Annotated in this window: 11 protein-coding genes; 4 read left to right on the forward strand and 7 right to left on the reverse strand. The window is 56.4% G+C overall.

The features are described 5' to 3' along the window. Nucleotides 1-131: 131 nt before the first annotated feature. A complete protein-coding gene (gene metH / locus ABIE60_RS03505; RefSeq protein ID WP_354467799.1) occupies nt 132-3,854 on the forward strand; it encodes a methionine synthase in 3,723 nt (1,240 codons plus the stop codon). 264 nt (nt 3,855-4,118) lie between these two features. Continuing rightward, the gene (locus ABIE60_RS03510) at nt 4,119-6,347 is read left to right on the forward strand and encodes an NADP-dependent isocitrate dehydrogenase (protein ID WP_354467800.1); all 2,229 of its coding nucleotides are present in this window, start codon (nt 4,119-4,121) and stop codon (nt 6,345-6,347) included. Nucleotides 6,348-6,446: 99 nt separating this feature from the next. On the opposite strand, the gene ABIE60_RS03515 is transcribed toward ABIE60_RS03510, so the two are convergent. Then, nucleotides 6,447-9,371 carry an insulinase family protein gene (locus tag ABIE60_RS03515; RefSeq protein WP_354467802.1) on the reverse strand — a complete coding sequence of 975 codons (2,925 nt, stop codon included), beginning with the start codon at nt 9,369-9,371 and terminating at the stop codon, nt 6,447-6,449. Nucleotides 9,372-9,699: 328 nt separating this feature from the next. Between ABIE60_RS03515 and ABIE60_RS03520 the strand changes: the two genes are divergently transcribed. Further along, nucleotides 9,700-10,074 (forward strand): phasin family protein, encoded by a 375-nt coding sequence (locus tag ABIE60_RS03520; protein ID WP_354467804.1) that lies wholly within the window; start codon nt 9,700-9,702, stop codon nt 10,072-10,074. A gap of 273 nt (nt 10,075-10,347) precedes the next feature. Then, nucleotides 10,348-10,842 (forward strand): phasin family protein, encoded by a 495-nt coding sequence (locus ABIE60_RS03525; RefSeq protein ID WP_354407372.1) that lies wholly within the window; start codon nt 10,348-10,350, stop codon nt 10,840-10,842. Nucleotides 10,843-10,909: 67 nt separating this feature from the next. Here ABIE60_RS03525 and ABIE60_RS03530 read toward each other — a convergent pair whose 3' ends face one another. From ABIE60_RS03530 to ABIE60_RS03555, 6 genes are all read right to left on the reverse strand, one after another. Further along, entirely contained in the window at nt 10,910-12,118 is a 1,209-nt protein-coding gene (locus ABIE60_RS03530) for a UbiH/UbiF/VisC/COQ6 family ubiquinone biosynthesis hydroxylase (protein ID WP_354467806.1), read from the reverse strand. A gap of 143 nt (nt 12,119-12,261) precedes the next feature. Beyond that, a complete protein-coding gene (gene serS, locus ABIE60_RS03535) occupies nt 12,262-13,536 on the reverse strand; it encodes a serine--tRNA ligase (protein ID WP_354467807.1) in 1,275 nt (424 codons plus the stop codon). A 37-nt stretch (nt 13,537-13,573) separates the two neighbouring features. Next, the gene (gene crcB / locus ABIE60_RS03540) at nt 13,574-13,945 is read right to left on the reverse strand and encodes a fluoride efflux transporter CrcB (protein ID WP_354467809.1); all 372 of its coding nucleotides are present in this window, start codon (nt 13,943-13,945) and stop codon (nt 13,574-13,576) included. Beyond that, nucleotides 13,942-15,297: a replication-associated recombination protein A gene (locus ABIE60_RS03545; protein ID WP_354467811.1), complete on the reverse strand. Its 1,356-nt coding sequence runs from the start codon at nt 15,295-15,297 to the stop codon at nt 13,942-13,944. The genes crcB and ABIE60_RS03545 overlap by 4 nt, the downstream gene beginning before the upstream one ends. After that, complete coding sequence (gene lolA, locus ABIE60_RS03550) at nt 15,297-15,923, reverse strand: outer membrane lipoprotein periplasmic chaperone LolA (RefSeq protein ID WP_354467812.1); 627 nt, start codon at nt 15,921-15,923, stop codon at nt 15,297-15,299. Before lolA ends, ABIE60_RS03545 begins: the two co-directional genes overlap by 1 nt. A 1-nt stretch (nt 15,924) precedes the next feature. Continuing rightward, a complete protein-coding gene (locus ABIE60_RS03555) occupies nt 15,925-18,465 on the reverse strand; it encodes a DNA translocase FtsK (protein ID WP_354467813.1) in 2,541 nt (846 codons plus the stop codon). Nucleotides 18,466-18,472: the final 7 nt, after the last annotated feature.

The following is an 18,472-nucleotide window of genomic DNA, read 5'->3' on the forward strand; positions in this document are numbered from 1 at the left end:
ATTATAAGTGCGCGTTCAGGAAAATTTATGCAACGCAGCAATCTCAAAATATTTTCAATACTGTATGACCAGCCCTCAGGCAAAGCGCCCTCTGTTTGGACTACAATGGCGCTCTCTCAAAGGTTATTGCAATGGATGTACACGTGAACAACAAAAATCTGCACACACAGCTCAGCCAGTCACTGAACCAGCGTATCCTGATGCTTGATGGCGGCATGGGCACCATGATCCAGGAGCGCAAGCTGTCTGAGGCGGATTATCGTGGCGAGCGTTTTGCCGACTGGCACCTGGACGTTAAGGGCAACAACGACCTTCTGGTGCTGACTCAGCCGGATTTCATTCGCGACATCCATATCGCCTACCTTGAGGCGGGCGCGGATATTATCGAAACCAACACCTTCAACGCCACTCGCATCGCCATGGCCGACTACGAGATGGAGGTGTTGACCCGCGAAATCAACGTGGCGGCAGCGCGATTGGCACGTGAGGCGGCCGACAGGGTAACGGCACAAACTCCGGACCGTCCCCGCTATGTTGCCGGTGTGCTTGGCCCGACCAACCGTACAGCGACCATTTCACCGGATGTAAACGATCCCGGCTATCGCAATGTAACCTTTGATGAGCTGGTAGAGGCCTACACCGAGTCCATCGACGGTTTGCTTGAAGGTGGCATCGATATCATTTTGATCGAAACCATTTTCGATACGCTGAACGCCAAGGCGGCGATCTATGCTATTGAGTACTATTTTGAGCAGCATGATATCCGCCTGCCGGTCATGATTTCCGGCACCATCACCGATGCCTCCGGGCGTACGCTCTCCGGACAGACCACAGAAGCCTTCTGGAACTCGGTGCGCCATGCTCGCCCAATCAGCATTGGTCTCAACTGCGCTTTGGGGCCGAAAGAGCTGCGCCAGTACGTGGAAGAACTGTCCCGCGTGGCCGATACCTTCGTGTCCGTGCACCCCAATGCCGGCCTGCCCAATGCATTCGGCGAGTATGACGAAACGCCCGAACAGATGGCAGACGAAATCCGCGAGTGGGCACAATCCGGTTTTGTGAATATCGTTGGCGGCTGCTGCGGCACCACGCCGGAACATATCCGCGTCATTCGCGAAGCGCTGCTGGATCAGGCCCCACGAAAAATTCCCGAGCTGGCTGTCGAATGCCGCCTGTCCGGTCTGGAGCCGATGAATATTGGTGCCGATACCCTGTTCATCAATGTGGGTGAGCGTACCAACGTCACCGGTTCCGCCAAGTTCCGCCGTCTGATCAAGGAAGGAGACTATGAGACCGCGCTTGAGGTTGCCCGCCAGCAGGTGGAGAACGGTGCCCAGATCATCGACATCAATATGGATGAAGGGATGCTGGATGCCGAAGCGGCGATGAACCGTTTCTTGAACCTGATCGCCTCCGAACCGGACATTTCCCGGGTACCGATCATGCTCGACTCCTCCAAGTGGCATGTGATGGAGGAAGGGCTCAAGCGCATTCAGGGCAAGGGTGTGGTCAACTCGATCAGCCTCAAGGAGGGCGAAGAAAACTTCATCGCACAGGCGCGCAAGATTCGTCAGTACGGTGCCGCCGTAGTGGTCATGGCGTTTGATGAATCCGGCCAGGCTGATACCTACAAGCGCAAGATCGAGATCTGTGAGCGTTCCTACCGTGTGCTGGTGGACAAGGTGGGATTCCCGCCGGAAGACATTATTTTTGACCCTAACATCTTCGCCATTGCCACCGGCATCGAAGAACACGATAACTACGCCAACGATTTCATCAATGCCACCGGCTGGATCAAGCAGCACCTGCCCTACGCCAAGGTGTCCGGTGGCGTCTCCAACGTTTCCTTCTCGTTCCGCGGCAATGACAAGGTGCGTGAAGCGATTCACTGCGTCTTCCTTTACCACGCCATCAAAAACGGCATGGATATGGGTATCGTCAACGCCGGCCAGCTGGCGATCTATGATGACCTGCCACAAGACCTGCGCGAGCATGTCGAAGACATCGTTCTGAACCGACGTGCAGACGGCACCGAACGGATGCTGCAGCTGGCGGAGAAATATCGGGGCGGTGCTTCTGAATCTTCGGTCAAGCAGGATCTGGAGTGGCGCAGCTGGGAGGTCAACAGGCGCCTGGCTCATGCACTGGTCAAGGGGATTGCTGACTATGTTGAAGAGGATGTGGAAGAGTGTCGCCACCTCTATGAGCGCCCGTTGCAGGTAATTGAAGGCCCGTTGATGGACGGCATGGGGGTTGTGGGTGACCTGTTTGGCGCCGGCAAAATGTTCCTGCCCCAGGTGGTGAAGTCCGCTCGCGTGATGAAAAAGGCGGTCGCCTATCTGATGCCTTTCATCGAAGAGGAAAAGGCCGACAATGCCAGCAGCTCCGCCGGCAAGGTGATCATGGCCACCGTGAAAGGTGATGTTCATGATATTGGCAAGAATATCGTCGGTGTCGTTCTGCAGTGCAATAACTTCGAAATCGTCGACCTGGGCGTAATGGTGCCTTCGGAAAAAATCCTGCAGGCCGCCCGTGAGCACAATGCCGATATTATTGGCCTTTCCGGTTTGATCACCCCGTCACTGGACGAAATGGTGCATGTGGCGAAAGAGATGCAGCGCCAGGGCTTTACCATTCCGTTGATGATCGGCGGCGCTACCACTTCCAAGGCGCATACGGCGGTGAAGATTGAACCCAACTACAAGAACAATCAGGTCGTGCATGTCACGAACGCTTCGCGCTCTGTCGGCGTGGCATCATCGCTGCTGTCTGAGACAAAAAGAATCAATTTCATCAAAGAGATACAGGATGAATATCAGGCAGTACGCGAGCGTCATGCGGCGCGTCAGAACGATCAGCGCCGGGTAACGCTGGAGGCCGCCCGTGCCAATCGCCAACCGATCGACTGGAGCAGTTACGTTCCGGTTGCACCGGCCAAGCCCGGCATTCATGTGTTTGAAGACTATGAGCTGGAAGAATTGAGTCGCTACATCGACTGGACACCCTTCTTCCAGTCATGGGAGCTGGCCGGGCGCTTCCCGCGCATTCTTGATGATGAAATTGTTGGTGAAGAAGCACGCAAGCTGTATGAAGATGCCAGGCTGATGCTGCGCGATATCATCGACAACAAAAAGCTGCGTGCCCGTGGTGTAATCGGCCTGTTCCCGGCCAATAGTCGTAACGCGGATGACATCGAAATCTATACCGATGACACGCGGGATCAGGTACGCATGCGTGTGCATCACCTTCGCCAGCAGACACAAAAAGTCGAGGGACGCTACAATCACTGTCTGGGTGATTATATTGCCCCTCACGATTCAGGCGTTGAGGATTACATCGGCGCATTTGCGGTCACGGCCGGCATTGGCATCGACAAAATGATCGCCGAGTTTGAAGCCGATCATGATGACTACCACAGCATCATGGTCAAGGCGCTGGCCGATCGCTTGGCCGAAGCCTTTGCTGAATGCATGCACAAGCGCGTTCGTACCGAGTTCTGGGGCTATGCGGCAGATGAAAATCTTGATAACGATGCCCTGATTCGTGAGCAGTACCAGGGTATCCGCCCCGCTCCGGGTTATCCGGCCTGCCCGGATCACACCGAGAAGGCCCTGCTGTGGGAATTGCTCGATGTGGAACACAACGCAGGAATGGTACTGACCGAAAGCTTTGCCATGTTGCCAACGGCAGCGGTGAGCGGCTGGTATTTCAGCCATCCTGATGCACGTTACTTCGGTGTGGCCAAAATTGGTGAAGATCAGGTTGAAAGCTATGCCAAACGCAAGGGAATGAGCATGGATGAAGCCGAACGCTGGCTGGCGCCCAATTTGGGTTACGAGCCGGAACAGAACTGAAGCACCGCCCTGCTGTATCCGATCAGACCTCCCTGTCGAGGTCTGATCGGTTGTCGTTTGGCTACATCCTGTAACGCTTTTTTATCATTTCCACCCCACTCTTTAGCCCTAAGTCGATAGTGCCCGGGTATCAAAACGGCCCTTCAGCCTTTATAATTTGTAGCCGATTTACAAGCGCCAGGCTCATTCAAACAGCGCAGGGTGATTATCCATCGCCCGAACGAGCCCTTGGCAATCCAGCCATAAATCATTTCGGGGAAAAACATGCCTACAAAATCAAAAATCATCTATACCCTAACTGATGAAGCTCCGGCACTGGCGACCGCTTCGCTGCTGCCGATTATTCGCACCTTCGCTTCTTCTGCCGATATTGAAGTTGATCTGAGCGATATCTCCCTGGCTGCCCGTATTCTTGCTGCCTTCCCCGAGCGCCTCACCGAAGAGCAGCGCGTCGAAGATGGCCTCGCTTTCCTCGGCGAACTGGCCAAAGACCCTGATGCCAACATCATCAAACTGCCGAATATCAGTGCTTCCGTTCCCCAGCTGCGTGCCGCCATCAAAGAGCTGCAGGAGCAGGGCTACGACGTGCCTGAATACATTGAGAACGCGCAGACCGACGAAGAAAAAGAAGCCAAGTCCCGTTACGCCGGCATTCTCGGCAGCGCTGTAAACCCGGTTCTGCGTCAGGGCAACTCTGACCGTCGTGCACCGGCTGCGGTCAAGGCTTTCGCTCGCAAGCACCCGCATTCAATGGGCAAATGGAGCAAGTCTTCACGCTCCCACGCTGATTACATGCGTGGCGGTGATTTCTTCTCCAGCGAGCAATCGGTCACCATGCCGGAAGAAACCGATGTGCGCATCGAATTCATTCCCAAGGGTGGTCAGCCTGTTCTGAAAAAAGAGCTCAGCCTGGAAAAAGGCGAAGTTCTGGACAGCATGTTCATGAGTGCCAAAGCGCTGGACGCTTTCTTCGAAGACACGCTGCAGGACTGTAAAGAAGCCGGTGTCATGTGGTCCCTGCACGTCAAGGCAACCATGATGAAGGTGTCTCACCCGATCGTGTTTGGTCACGCGGTGCGTGTGTTCTACCGTGAAGTGTTCGACAAGTACGGTGAACTGTTCGAGCAGCTTGGCGTTAACCCGAACAACGGCATGAGCAGCGTCTACGAGAAGATCAAGTCCCTGCCCCAGTCCACTCAGGATGAGATCGAAGAAGCGATCCATGCCTGCTACGAACACCGTCCTGAAATGGCGATGGTGGATTCTGTCAAGGGCATCACCAACCTGCACATCCCGTCTGACGTGATCGTTGATGCCTCCATGCCGGCGATGATCCGCAACTCCGGCCAGATGTGGGGCCGCGATGGCAAGACCAAGGACACCAAGGCGGTTATGCCTGAGTCCACCTATGCCCGCATCTATCAGGAGATGATCAACTTCTGCAAGACCAACGGTGCGTTCGATCCTACCACCATGGGCAGCGTACCGAACGTTGGCCTGATGGCGATGAAGGCCGAAGAATACGGCTCTCACGACAAGACCTTCGAAATTGAAGTTGACGGCACCATGCGTGTAGTCAAGGCTGACGGCACAGTGCTGATGCAGCACGAAGTGGAAAAAGGTGACATCTGGCGCGCCTGCCAGACCAAGGACGCGGCGATCCGTGACTGGGTCAAGCTGGCAGTCAACCGTTCACGCCAGTCCGACACTCCGGCCGTCTTCTGGCTGGATCAGGAACGTGCCCACGACCTGGAACTGACCAAGAAGGTCAAAGAGTACCTGAAAGAGCACGACACTGAAGGTCTCGAAATCCACATCATGTCCTACAACGAAGCGATCCGCTTCTCCATGGAGCGCCTGATCCGCGGCCAGGACACCATCTCCGTAACCGGTAACGTACTGCGTGACTACCTCACCGACCTGTTCCCGATCATGGAGCTGGGAACCTCTGCCAAGATGCTGTCCATCGTGCCGATGCTGGCTGGCGGTGGCATGTACGAAACTGGTGCCGGCGGTTCTGCACCGAAACACGTACAGCAGGTGATGCAGGAAAACCACCTGCGCTGGGATTCGCTGGGTGAATTCCTGGCACTGGGAGTGTCCCTTGAGGAGCTGGGCATCAAGCACAGCAATGCCCGCGCCAAAGTACTGGCAACAGCACTGGACAAGGCAACCGAGCGTCTGCTGGAGAATGGCAAGTCACCTTCCCGCAAGGCCGGCGAGCTGGATAACCGTGGTAGCCACTTCTACCTGGCCCTGTACTGGGCACAGGAAGTTGCCGCTCAGGCCGATGACGCTGACCTGGCAGCCGAATTCAAGCCGCTGGCTGATGCCCTGACTCAGAACGAGCAGGCCATTGTGGACGAGCTGAATGCGGTACAGGGCAAGCCTGCCGAGCTGGATGGCTACTACCACGCCAATCTGGATACCGTGTTCAAGGTGATGTGCCCAAGCGCTACCTTCAACAAGATCCTGGATGACTTCAAGAAGTAATCACTGAGATCGAAAAAGAAAAACCCGGGCTTGCCCGGGTTTTTTGTGTCTGTCTGTAAGCATTACGGCAGCCATGTTGCATGCTGCCGCAAGCGGATGTCAGATTTCGATTCGTTCCCACTCTGCCGGCAGTGCATCTGCAGCCTTGTGACTGGTCACAACGGCCAGGCTCGCCTTTTCGGGCGAGAGCCAGGTAGATGCCACGCGCTTGAGATCATCAAGCGTGACCGACAGAATGCGCTGTCGGAATGCCTGACGAATTTCCGGCGTGCGCCCGAATAGCCCGCTGTGATAGGTCGACTTGGCTTCACCTGCCGGTGAGCCCGGCTTGTCCATGGAGCTGACCACACCCAGAATCGCTTCCTGTAGTCGCTGCGGATCGCCTTCAGAGGTGGCCAACCACTCCAGTGCCCGATCAAAGTCATCCAGCGTGCCTTCGATACGAGGGTCTCGGTAAGAGAAGAAGCGGAAGATGGCATCACCGTTGTCCTGCCCCGCTCCTGCGCCATAGGCACCGCCTTTTTCACGGATGGCACGGTGCAGATAGCCGTTACGCAAATAGTCACCCAGTACGGTCAATGCCGCTGCGTCCGGGTGGCCTGTAGGTACTGTCGGGTAGGCCTTGGCACAGAAGCTGACCTGTGTGCTGGTCAGCCAGAGCTGCTGCACGGCAGAGCGGGTTTCCGGCAGTGACAGAGGTATGAAATCGGTTTGGCTACGCACAATACCCTCTGACCAGAACTGCTCCATCTGCTGGCGCAAACTGTCGCGGTGCTCTTCTTCCGCAACCAGCAGGAAGCGGCGCGGCGCCGACCGAATACGCTCATGCAGCGCCGTCAGCTCGGCTGACAGGGCGGTCAACATGTTCTCTTCGGCCAGGCTCTTGTCCAGCTGCTTGACGAAGCGAACCCCTGCCAGACCGCGGGTCTGATGTGACAGCTGAGCGACCGGACTGAAGCCCGCACCTGCTGCCATCATGGCGAGACTGTGCCCTGAGCCGGTAACGCTTTGCTCACGACGAGCACGCTGCTGCGCCACAATTTCCCGAATGCGGGCGGTTTCATCAAAGCGTGCATCAGCCAGTGTTTCGGCCATCAGTGCGGTCAGCTTTTCACTGTTGACACTGAGAGCCTTGCCGGACATGACCAGGTAGGCACTGACCTGCTGTTCGTCATCGACGCTGCCTCGCAGACTCGTGTAGGCATGCAGGCCTCCGGTCACCTGGCTTTGATAGGCCTGATTGGCGCGATAGTCGCGCTCACCACAACCCAGCTCTGTCAGGCAGTAGGTGTAGAGCGGCATCAGGGACTGCTCGCGCTCACTCAGTTCGGGCAGGTCAATAATCACCTGTTGATACACCAAACCATTGGTACCGGCACCGAACCAGGTTGTCTTCAGCGGGTCAGTAGACAGCTCGCTTGCGGTCGGCAGATTGAGCTCGGCAGGGACATCTTCAAGCGTCACGCAGGGCAGAATGCTGTCATCATCAACTTGCTGCTGACGTGCTTCAAGCGCCTGAGCGCGTTCAATGATGCCTTGTTTGTCGGTTTCACTCAGCTTCGCCTTGATCTGCTCCAGCCGTGCCGCTTCAGCAGTATCACGGCGAACAGCCAGCTCGGCATCCGGTCGCAGGGTCAGGCGCACACGGTGCGGATTGTCCAGCAGCCAGCGGCGGACCAGTCCAGGAATGAACGCCGGATCCTTGATCTGCTCACGCAGCCTTTCCAGAGCGGGATCAATATCCAGTACACCAATCGGGTTGCCGCGGTGAATGGCGGCCGGCATGGCAGACAGAATCAGCTGCAGCCCAAATGGATAGCCGTCACCGGTAATTTCGCGCTGGCTCAACTCCAGCTGATGCAGCTGGGCCTCAACCATTTCCTGCGGTACGCCCTCCTCTGCAACCTTTTCAAGCGTATCGATCACCAGTTGCTCGAAGGCCACTGCCTTTTCGGGCTCGCTGCCTTCAAGGCCGCACATAAAGCTCATCTCGCGGTTGGAGTCTTCCAGTCCACACAGTGGTGAAGGAGCGCTGCCCAGGTCGGTTGATTCAAGCGCCGCCCGCAGCGGAGAGCTGGAGTTGTCCAGCAACACCCGACTGAGCAGATGTGCCTGCATCAGCTGGTCCAGCTCAATTGAACGCGGCAGCAGCCAGCCCATTACATGATGGGTCGCAGCCGTGAGGTCGTCCTGCTCAAGCGCATATGCTTCTTCAACGCGTACCGGTGCGAAATAACGCTTCTCGTCATCCACACTCAGCGCCTCATCACGGCGTTCAAAGCGGGACAGAGCCTGCTCTTCAAAACGCTGCTGCAGCTCTTCAACCGGCAGGTTGCCAAACGTCATGAAGACCGCGTTGCTGGGATGATAGTGACTGCGATAGAACGCCAGCAGCTCTTCATAACTGAGATCCGGAATGCAATCCGGCTCACCACCACTGTTGTAGTGGTAGGTGGTGGTGGGAAACAGGTAGCGTGTCAGCGTTTGCCATAGTGTGGAAACCGGTGAGCTCATCGCCCCCTTCATCTCGTTGTATACCACACCCTTGTACACTAGTGAGGAGTCAGGGTTGGTCGCTTCGCTGAACTCGACACGATGACCTTCCTGAGCAAAATCCAGCGGATCAAGCCGTGAAAAGAAGGTGGCATCCAGATACACATCCAGCAGATTGAAGAAATCCTTCCGGTTCTGGCTGGCAAAAGGGTAAGCCGTCCAGTCGCTGCTGGTGAATGCATTCATGAACGTATTAAGCGAGCGCCGGGTCATCATGAAGAAGGGATCACGTACGGGATAGCGCTCACTGCCACAAAGTGCGGTGTGTTCCAGAATGTGTGCCACGCCGGTAGAGTCTTCCGGCATGGTCCTGAAGGCAACCAGAAATACATTCTCGTCATGCTCTGACGCGATATGATAATGCAGTGCCCCCGTTGCCCTGTGCTCGTACTCTCCCACCTCAATATTGAGTGACTCGATCGTCTTGCGCTGTAGAAAGCGGAACCCGGGATGACAGATTTCAGTATGCATAAAGTGCCTTGTGTCGGAATTCATGTCGTATTTACCTCATTGTAACCATTCCGGATCATCATTGCAGTTCAACCCGGTCGACCTGTTTGTTGCACTGCCGCATGCCGCCCCCAATGATGACAGGGTTGTTGGCATAAAGCCGCCCCATCGCTCATCATCCCTGTATATTCAGGCAGTGCAGGCTGCGAAAAAATATTATTGTGCAATGCACAAAACAGGCTTGACACTCTGCTCTCATATCACTAAAGTGAACTCATTGTTGCAATGCACAAAAACGCAGCGAATGCTGCAAACGTCATTGAAGAGGTGACTTACTATGTACGAGAACATGAAAGATAAAATGAAGCCGGTCATGGATATGGCTGAAATCAACAAAAAGACCACCGAGAAGCTGATTGCCCTGCAGTCTGCCTACGTGTCTGAATTCGTTAACGCCAGTCTGAATCAAATGAAGACCCTGTCTGAGTCCCGCGATCCCAAGGCCGCACTGGAACTTCAGGTCAAATACCTGAAAGAGATCGAAGCCAAACTGACCGACGTGGCCGAAAAAGAGATGGCTGCCCTGGTTGAAGCCAAGGAAGAGCTCACCGGTCTGGTTGAGAAAAGCGTTGCCGAAATTGGTGATCTGAAGGATGTTCCCTTCATGGCTGAACTGCAGAAGTTCATGAAGCCGATGGACATGGCTGCCAAGAGCACCAAGTAAATCGGTCGACAGGGATTGTGCACCTGCACATATCCCTGGCTACTGGCCGCACGGGAATGATGCCAACCGACGGCCTGCTTTCAGCGCTATGCTGTCTGCTAAAAGGTACTGAATTTCGTCGATCTGCCGGTCAGATTAACGCAAATCAAAAAGAATTCACTTTGTTGGCTGCAAGTTTGACAGAGTGAGAATTGAATGTCTATCATGCAGTTTTTGCACCGCAGCAAAAACGCTGAAGTCGGTTCTTTGCACTGTTATTAAAGGTAAGTGACTATGTACGACAACATGTTGAAAGAGATGCAGGACAAAATGAAGCCCGTTACCGAGCTGGCTGAAATCAACAAGAAAGCTGTTGAGAAGATTTTTGCTCTGCAGTCCGGCTATTTTGCCGATTGCGTTAATGCCAGCCTGGCCCAGGTCAAGGCACTGGCTGAAGTGAAAGAGCCGAAGCAGGCGCTGGAGCTTCAGATGGGCTTCATCAAGCAGCAGGAAGCGAAGTGGACCGAAGTTGCCGAACAGGAACTGGCCACGCTGAATGAAGTGCGTGAAGAAGTATCCAGCCTGTTCGAGCAGAGCCTGAGCTCACTGAGCGAAATGCCCTACTTCGACCTGACCAAACTCGATCTGCCCAAGTTCGACATGAACCAGTTTGATATGACCAAGTTCGATATCAGCAACTTCATGCCGAAAACTGAAGCTGAAAAGCCGGCAGCCAAACCTGCTGCTCGCAAGGCCGCTTCAGCAGCCAGTGCCTCTGCTGCATCCTGATACCGCCTCTTCGCTGTATATGAAATGACCGCCCTTGGGCGGTCATTTTTGTTTCTGTACCCGGCGCCTATCTTGCCAGATCGGGTAGCTCTCCTCTGAGCCCCATCGCAAACTCCATTACCCGGTTACGTGCCGGCGGCAAGTGCCCGGCCAGACCCAGCCCCGCATTCCGAAGCAGTTTGAGCGGCCCGATATCATTGCTGAATATGCGATAGAATCCGTCCATGACCTGCATCATCAGCAGATTGTGACGGCGGCGCTGTTTTTCGTAGCGTTCCAGCACACTTAAGTCGCTGATTGACTCACCACACTGGTGTGCTGCAAGCAGAGTCTGCGCCAGTGCTGCTGCATCCAACAGGCCAATATTGACGCCCTGCCCGGCCAGCGGATGAATCATATGCGCCGCATCCCCAACCAGCACTACGCCCTCATGGCAATATTGCTGCGCATGCTGACGTCTTAACGGGAAGCTGCTGCGTCCCTGTATTTCAGTTATGTGACCCAACTCGCTTGGAAATACAGCATGCAGTTGCTGCAGGAACTGCTCTTCAGGCAACGCCAGCAGGCGCTTGACCTCGTTTGGCGTGTTGTACCAGACCAGCGAAGCGTTATTCCCACTCAATGGCAAAAAGGCCAGTGGCCCGGTCGGAGTGAACTGCTGCCAGGTGATGTCCTGCTGGCCGTAGGCAGTCGTGACACCGGCGACCAGTGCGTGCTGCTCGTAATCCCACTTGGTCACACCGATACCGGCCGCCTGGCGCACCTTTGAGTCTCCTCCATCCGCTGCCACGACCAGCCTGCCGACCAGTTCACGACCATCCTCCAGCTGCACCAGCGTCGCGCCAGGAGCGTAGTCAATCCGTGTTGTTGGGGCTGGTGAAATCAGATCAACGTTGTCGAATGCCTTCAGGCGCTCCAGCAGTGCGATCTGGATCAGGCGGTTCTCAACGATATGGCCAAGGTGGTCGTAGCCGATAGCGGCGGCATCAAACTCGGTGGCTGCAGCAGTAGAGCTTTTTTCCCACACCTTCATGCGTCGGTAGGGGCAGCTGCGCCGGTCCTTGATTCCACCCCAGGCACCGATGTTCTGAAGGAAGCGCTCGGACGCAATACTCAATGCGGATACGCGCAGATCATGAGGCTGGGAAGGCTCGAAACCGGCAGGCAGCTGCCGTTCCAGTACGGCCACCGACAACCCGGAGTTGCCCAGGGCGCAGGCCAGTGCCGATCCCACCATTCCACCACCGACAATCAGAACATCGTATCGGGTTTTCATCAGTGTGCTCCTTCAGATCGCAATGTGCGTCAGTATACCGGAAGCTCCGAATGGTCGCTTGCGTCAGATCAAACCGTGCCTATTGTGAAGCTGGAAACGAAAAGCCCCGCAGTTGCGGGGCTTGAAGGTAATGTGCAGCAGAATCAAAGTTCGCTAATGCCGCCCATGTAAGGCTGCAGCACTTCGGGTACGCGAACGGCACCACTTTCGGTCTGGTAGTTTTCAAGTACGGCTACCAGTGTCCTGCCAACAGCAAGACCGGAACCATTCAGGGTATGCACCAGTTCCGGCTTGCCGGTTTCCGGATTGCGCCAGCGAGCCATCATGCGGCGCGCCTGAAAGTCACCCATGTTGGAGCAGGAGGAAATTTCACGGAATTTACCCTGTCCGGGCAGCCATACTTCGATGTCGTAGGTCTTGGTGGCACTGAAACCGAGGTCGCCTCCGCAGAGAGCCACAACCCGGTAAGGCAGGTTCAGTTTCTGCAGAATTGCTTCGGCATGCCCCGTCAGGGCTTCGAGTGCATCCCAGGATTTCTCCGGCTCAACGACGTGAACCAGCTCAACCTTGTCAAACTGATGCTGACGAATCATGCCGCGGGTATCGCGTCCGGAAGCGCCTGCCTCGGAGCGGAAACAGGGCGTATGGCAGGTGTACTGCAGCGGCAGTTGGGCAGCATCAATGATCTCGTCACGCACCGTATTGGTAACCGGGACTTCAGCGGTGGGAATCAGGTAGTAGTTTCGATCACCCAGCGGCGTGCGGAACAGGTCTTCTTCGAACTTGGGCAGCTGGCCGGTTCCGAGCAGTGAGTCGGCATTGACCAGATACGGCACATAGATTTCGGTGTAGCCGTGCTCGGCAATATGGGTGTCGAGCATGAACTGGGTCAGGGCGCGGTGCAGGCGGGCAATTTTGCCTTTCATTACGGCAAAACGAGAGCCGGTGATTTTGGCGGCAGTCTCAAAGTCCAGCTCGTTGTTCTTTTCGCCCAGCGCCACATGGTCCTGAGGCTCAAAACTGAACTCTGCAGGCGTACCCCAGCGGCGCACCTCGACGTTGTCCTCTTCATCTGCCCCCGCAGGCACTGACTCATGCGGAATATTGGGAACACCCAGCAACAGCGCGTCAAGCGTAACCTGCACCTGATTCAGGCGCTGCTTGGCATCATCAAGCTGCTGACCCAGGTTCTGCACTTCATCCAGCAACGGCTGTATATCTTCGCCGGAGGCTTTCGCCTTGCCGATGCTTTTGGAGCGGGTGTTGCGCTCATTCTGCAGCGCTTCGGTTTCGGTCTGGATGGACTTGCGCTGATTGTCCAGCTCGATAAAGCGCTCAACCGGGAATTCAAACCCTTTCTTTTTCAGCAGTTCAGCGACTGCTTCAGGGTTGGCGCGTACAAATTTAGGATCCAGCATGAGAGCAAACTTACCTTGTGTTGTCAGTACAGAGTTGTCAGAACAGACGGGTCAACCACAATCCGGCACCCAGTGCGGCAATGCACAATAGAACGCTTAATGATATATAAATCAGGGCCGACATTATATGCCCCTCGCTGATCATCGCCACCGTTTCAAGGGAAAAGGTCGAGAAAGTGGTGAAAGCGCCCAGAAAGCCCACCATCAGCAGGGGACGCAGCTCTGGCGACAGGCGCGCCTTTTCCAGAATCAGTACAAAACAGACGCCCATCAGGAATGAACCCAACACGTTCACGGTCAGTGTGCCGGTCGGGATGGGGTGTTCAGCGTTGTTGAGCCAGCCACTGACCCAGTATCGTCCCAGTGCGCCCAGTGCTCCCCCAATGGCAACCGCCACAACATGCATCATCCTTTGCTCCTCCGGTAGCGTTGGCGTTGACTGGTCCGGTCCTGTTCTCGCAGGCGTTGCAGTTTCTCACGGATTTTGATTTCCAGCCCACGAGGTTCGGGCTCGTACCAACGCTGATCAGCCAGCGCTTCCGGGAGGTAGTTCTCCCCCGCCGCATACGCCTCTGGTTCATCATGTGCATAGCGGTATTCATCACCGTAGCCAAGCGATTTCATCAGGCTGGTGGGCGCGTTGCGCAGGTGTTCCGGAACCGGATGAGAGCCTTCGCTTTTCACCTGTGCCAGACACTGATTGAATGCTTTGTAGACGGCGTTACTTTTGGGTGCACAGGCACAGTAGATCGCGGCCTGCGCTATCGCCCGCTCACCTTCGGCGGGACCTACCCGTTGAAAGGCATCCCAGGCCGATAACGCCACCTGCATGGCACGGGGGTCGGCATTGCCGATATCTTCCGATGCGATCGCCACCAGACGACGCGCCACGTACAGCGGGTCTGCGCCGCCATCCAGCATACGGCAATACCAGTACAGCGCTCCGTCCGGCGAAGAGCCTCGTACCGACTTGTGAAAGGCGGAAATCATGTCATAAAAGTGATCTCCGCCCTTGTCAAAACGTCGCCCACCGGCCTGCAGCACTTCATGCAGTACAGCCTCCGTTACGAGATGGGTGCCGTCCGCCAGCGGCTGTGCCAGATCGGCAGCGATTTCAAGCAGATTAAGAGCACTGCGGGCATCTCCGTCAGCCGCTGCCACCAACCGCTGCAGCATGTCGGGTTCGATATTCAACCGCAGTGAACCGAGACCCTGTTCGACATCGTTCAGGGCATGGCTGACCACCTGCATCAGCTCATCGGTCTGCAGTGCGCGCAGAAGGTAGACGCGCGCCCGGGACAGAAGCGCATTATTCAGTTCGAATGACGGGTTTTCGGTGGTCGCACCGATGAAGATCAGAGTGCCATCTTCCACATAGGGTAAAAAGGCATCCTGTTGTGATTTGTTGAAGCGATGCACTTCGTCCACAAACAGGATGGTCTTGCGCCCGCTCTGAGCCTTTACCTGGCGCGCCTCTTCAACCGCCTGACGAATTTCTTTCACGCCCGACAGTACGGCCGACAGGGTCATGAAGTGGGCATCGACCTTGTGGGCTACCAGCTGTGCCAGCGTGGTTTTGCCAACGCCTGGCGGCCCCCACAGGATCATGGAATGGATCAGCCCCTGATCCAGCGCCTGACGCAGTGGTTTGCCCGCTGCCAACAGGTGGCTCTGGCCAGCGTAGTGCTCCAGTGCATGCGGTCTCATGCGGGCCGCCAGAGGCTGATAGCCTGGTGTCTGGTTGCTGAACAGATCCTGCATCAGAAGCCCGGATCCTCGATCAGGTCAGCGCCTGGCGGCAGGTTGAACTCAAAAATATCCTGCGGCAGCTCCGGGTTGTACTCCAGATCATGCAAAACCAGCATGCTGCGCTGGCCCAGACTGTCTTCCATTGACAATTCAGTCAGGCGCTCCTGCTCAAACAGTAGCCGGATACGGGCGAATGTATTGCCTTCAGGATTCAGCGGTCGCAACTCGAACAGGGCGATGCCTGGCTCGTTTTCATCGATGCGGGTAATGCTGAACTGCTGCTGCAGCTCATTGATCTGGCCGTTCAGAATCAGGGCCGGAGCACTGTTACCCTGTGCGTCTGAGGGCCTTCGAGTCACTTGGTCCAGGTCTGGATCGTGTATCCAGATCGACTCACCGTCACTGACAATTTCCTGAACGAACGGCTGTTCCGTTACCCAGCGGAAACGGTCCGGCCGTGCAACGTAGAAATAGCCTGTCGATTCCTCGGCTCGGTCGCCATCGCTGCTGAGTGCAAACTGGCTGAACTCGGCCCGTGCCGATTCGTACCCGGACAGTCGCTGTTGCAGATCATCGGCCGGGCCCGCAAACGCGGTGCCTATACCCAGCGCCAGAGTGGCCATCAGTCTTTTCAGCATTTCAGTTCCTCGGTGGTGGCGGTGCCAGCACTTCACGCTGACCATTGCTGCCCGCTTCGGAAACAACGCCGGCTGCTTCCATGGTTTCGATCATGCGCGCAGCACGGTTGTAACCGATCTTGAGCTTGCGCTGTACGCTGGAGATGGACGCCTTACGGGACTCGGTCACGAACGCTACCGCCTCATCGTAAAGTGGGTCCTGTTCGTCATCGAACAGATCACCACCACTGCCGCCATCACCTGCTGACCCATCTGACAGGTTCACGTCAATGTAGTTCGGTTCGCCCAGCAGCTTCCACTGCTCAACCACTCGATGGACCTCATCATCGCTGACGAAAGCACCATGTACACGGTTCGGAATGCTGGTACCGGCCGGCACGTAGAGCATGTCACCATAACCCAGCAGGCTTTCGGCCCCGCCCTGATCGAGAATGGTGCGTGAGTCGATCTTGGATGATACCTGGAAGGCGATACGGGTCGGGATGTTGGCCTTGATCAGGCCGGTGATCACATCCACGGACGGGCGTTGAGTGGCCAGAATCAGGTGGATACCGGCTGCCCTTGCCTTCTGTGCGATACGGGCAATCAACTCCTCGACCTTTTTGCCCACCATCATCATCATGTCGGCAAACTCATCAATCACCACGACGATATAGGGCAGCGTTTCCAGTGACGGAGCGGGCTCATCATCGGGCAGACCGTATTCCTGCGGATTCCACAGCGGGTCCGGAATGGGTTGCCCTGCTTCCTGCGCCTGAATGACCTTATCGTTAAAGCCGGCAATGTTGCGCACCCCCATCTTGGCCATCAGGCGATAGCGTCGCTCCATCTCGGCGACACACCAGCGCAAACCACCCGCGGCCTCTTTCATATCGGTAATGACAGGCGTCAGCAGATGTGGGACACCTTCGTAGACCGACAGCTCCAGCATTTTGGGGTCCACCAGAATCAGACGTACCTCTTCCGGCGTTGCCTTCAGCAGCAGGCTGAGCAGCATGGCGTTGACACCCACCGATTTGCCCGAGCCCGTGGTGCCAGCCACCAGCAGGTGCGGCATCTTGGCCAGGTTGGCCACCACCGGGTTGCCGGCAATGTCGTTGCCCAGTGCCAGCGTCAGGCGTGAGGACGCCTCCAGATAAGGTCTGGCATTGAGGACCTCACTCAGATGAACGGTCTGACGGACTTCGTTGGGTATTTCCACCCCGACAACGGACTTGCCCGGAATGACCTCGACCACTCGCACACTCATGACGGCCATGGAGCGGGCAAGGTCGCGCGACAGGTTACTGATTTTGCTGGCTTTCACCCCGGGTGCTGGCTGAAGCTCGAAACGTGTGATGACAGGGCCCGGATTGACTTCAACCACTTCAGCGACCACGCCAAAGTCTTTCAGCTTGCTTTCCAGCAGGCGTGACATCTGCTCCAGCTCATCTTCGCTGTAGCCCTGCTGCTGTTGCAGCTCGGGCGGGTCAAGCAGATCCAGAGATGGCAGGCGCGGTAACTGTTTGCGCTTGACGGGGGCAGGCTCGCTGTCAGGTTCATCCGCCATCGGCTGGTGAGTTTCAGACAACGGTACAATCTTGAGGCTGCGTTTTGCCGCTTCCGCTACAGCACCGGCGGCCTCACTGGTTTTGGCCATGACTGTTTTTTTGACAGTCGCGGTCTCTTCTTCTGCTGATGGCTCCATGCGCGGCTCAATACGCTCAGGCATGGCGGGTACCGGTTTTTTCGGGCGTGACGCACCAGGCGCTGCTGTACCGGCATCGGCTGCCCGGACAGGCTCATGACTTACAGTGGCGGGCTCCTCGGTGGCAGACGCAGGGGTGAACCGTTCGCGCACCTGCTCAACCAGCCGCAGCAAAAGCCCTCCGAGTTGTTCCAGCAACTCCTGCCACGAGAACTCCAGAAACAGGGTCAGGCCGAGCAGCGTCAGTGTCCAGAACAGGATTGAGCTGCCGGCAACGCTGAACCAGCTGACGGCCCAGTCCGATATCGCCTCGCCCAGCAAACCGCCCACCGTAAACGGGTAGTGGAGACTGTCGTTGGAAAGGTGGATAGACGACAGTGTGCACAGGCCCAGCAGGAAAAGTACGGCCCCCAGGCTGCGCAGCATCAGAAACGGCAGGGTTTCCATAACGCCCACGCGAACCTGGCGCAGATAGCGCCATGCCGGCCAGAGCACCAGCACCGGCAACAGATAGGCCCCTACGCCAAAGGCGGAAACCATGCCGTCAGCGAGCCAGGCGCCTGCTGTTCCGGTAAAGTTTTTAACTTCAGGCTGGTAAGCCAGGTGCGACCATCCCGGGTCGCGCGGATCATATCCGATCAGTGCCAGCAGTAAAAAAAGACTGGCTCCTGCCAACAGGATCAGTCCGCCCTCGCGGGCAATGCTGGCCAGCTGGGCTGTCAGAGAAGGCACTGTGGGGGTTCGCTTTTCACTCAATCCGGTTTTCCTTACACTCAACAGATCTCGACGCAGCGGCAAAAATACCATATATCGGCCACGGACACCGAATATTGCCATGCTCATCCGTGCTGTCATAGACAAT

This window comes from Marinobacterium sp. MBR-109, assembly GCF_040547565.1.
GTDB lineage: Bacteria > Pseudomonadota > Gammaproteobacteria > Pseudomonadales > Balneatricaceae > Marinobacterium.

Coding starts and splice junctions, on each gene's coding strand:
- ABIE60_RS03525 (WP_354407372.1), top strand. CDS start 10,348: ATGTACGACAACATGTTGAAAGAGATGCAGGACAAAATGAAGCCCGTT.
- lolA (WP_354467812.1), bottom strand. CDS start 15,923: ATGCTGAAAAGACTGATGGCCACTCTGGCGCTGGGTATAGGCACCGCG.
- ABIE60_RS03555 (WP_354467813.1), bottom strand. CDS start 18,465: ATGACAGCACGGATGAGCATGGCAATATTCGGTGTCCGTGGCCGATAT.
- crcB (WP_354467809.1), bottom strand. CDS start 13,945: ATGATGCATGTTGTGGCGGTTGCCATTGGGGGAGCACTGGGCGCACTG.
- ABIE60_RS03520 (WP_354467804.1), top strand. CDS start 9,700: ATGAAAGATAAAATGAAGCCGGTCATGGATATGGCTGAAATCAACAAA.
- ABIE60_RS03530 (WP_354467806.1), bottom strand. CDS start 12,118: ATGAAAACCCGATACGATGTTCTGATTGTCGGTGGTGGAATGGTGGGA.
- ABIE60_RS03510 (WP_354467800.1), top strand. CDS start 4,119: ATGCCTACAAAATCAAAAATCATCTATACCCTAACTGATGAAGCTCCG.
- ABIE60_RS03515 (WP_354467802.1), bottom strand. CDS start 9,371: ATGCATACTGAAATCTGTCATCCCGGGTTCCGCTTTCTACAGCGCAAG.
- metH (WP_354467799.1), top strand. CDS start 132: ATGGATGTACACGTGAACAACAAAAATCTGCACACACAGCTCAGCCAG.
- serS (WP_354467807.1), bottom strand. CDS start 13,536: ATGCTGGATCCTAAATTTGTACGCGCCAACCCTGAAGCAGTCGCTGAA.
- ABIE60_RS03545 (WP_354467811.1), bottom strand. CDS start 15,297: ATGCAGGATCTGTTCAGCAACCAGACACCAGGCTATCAGCCTCTGGCG.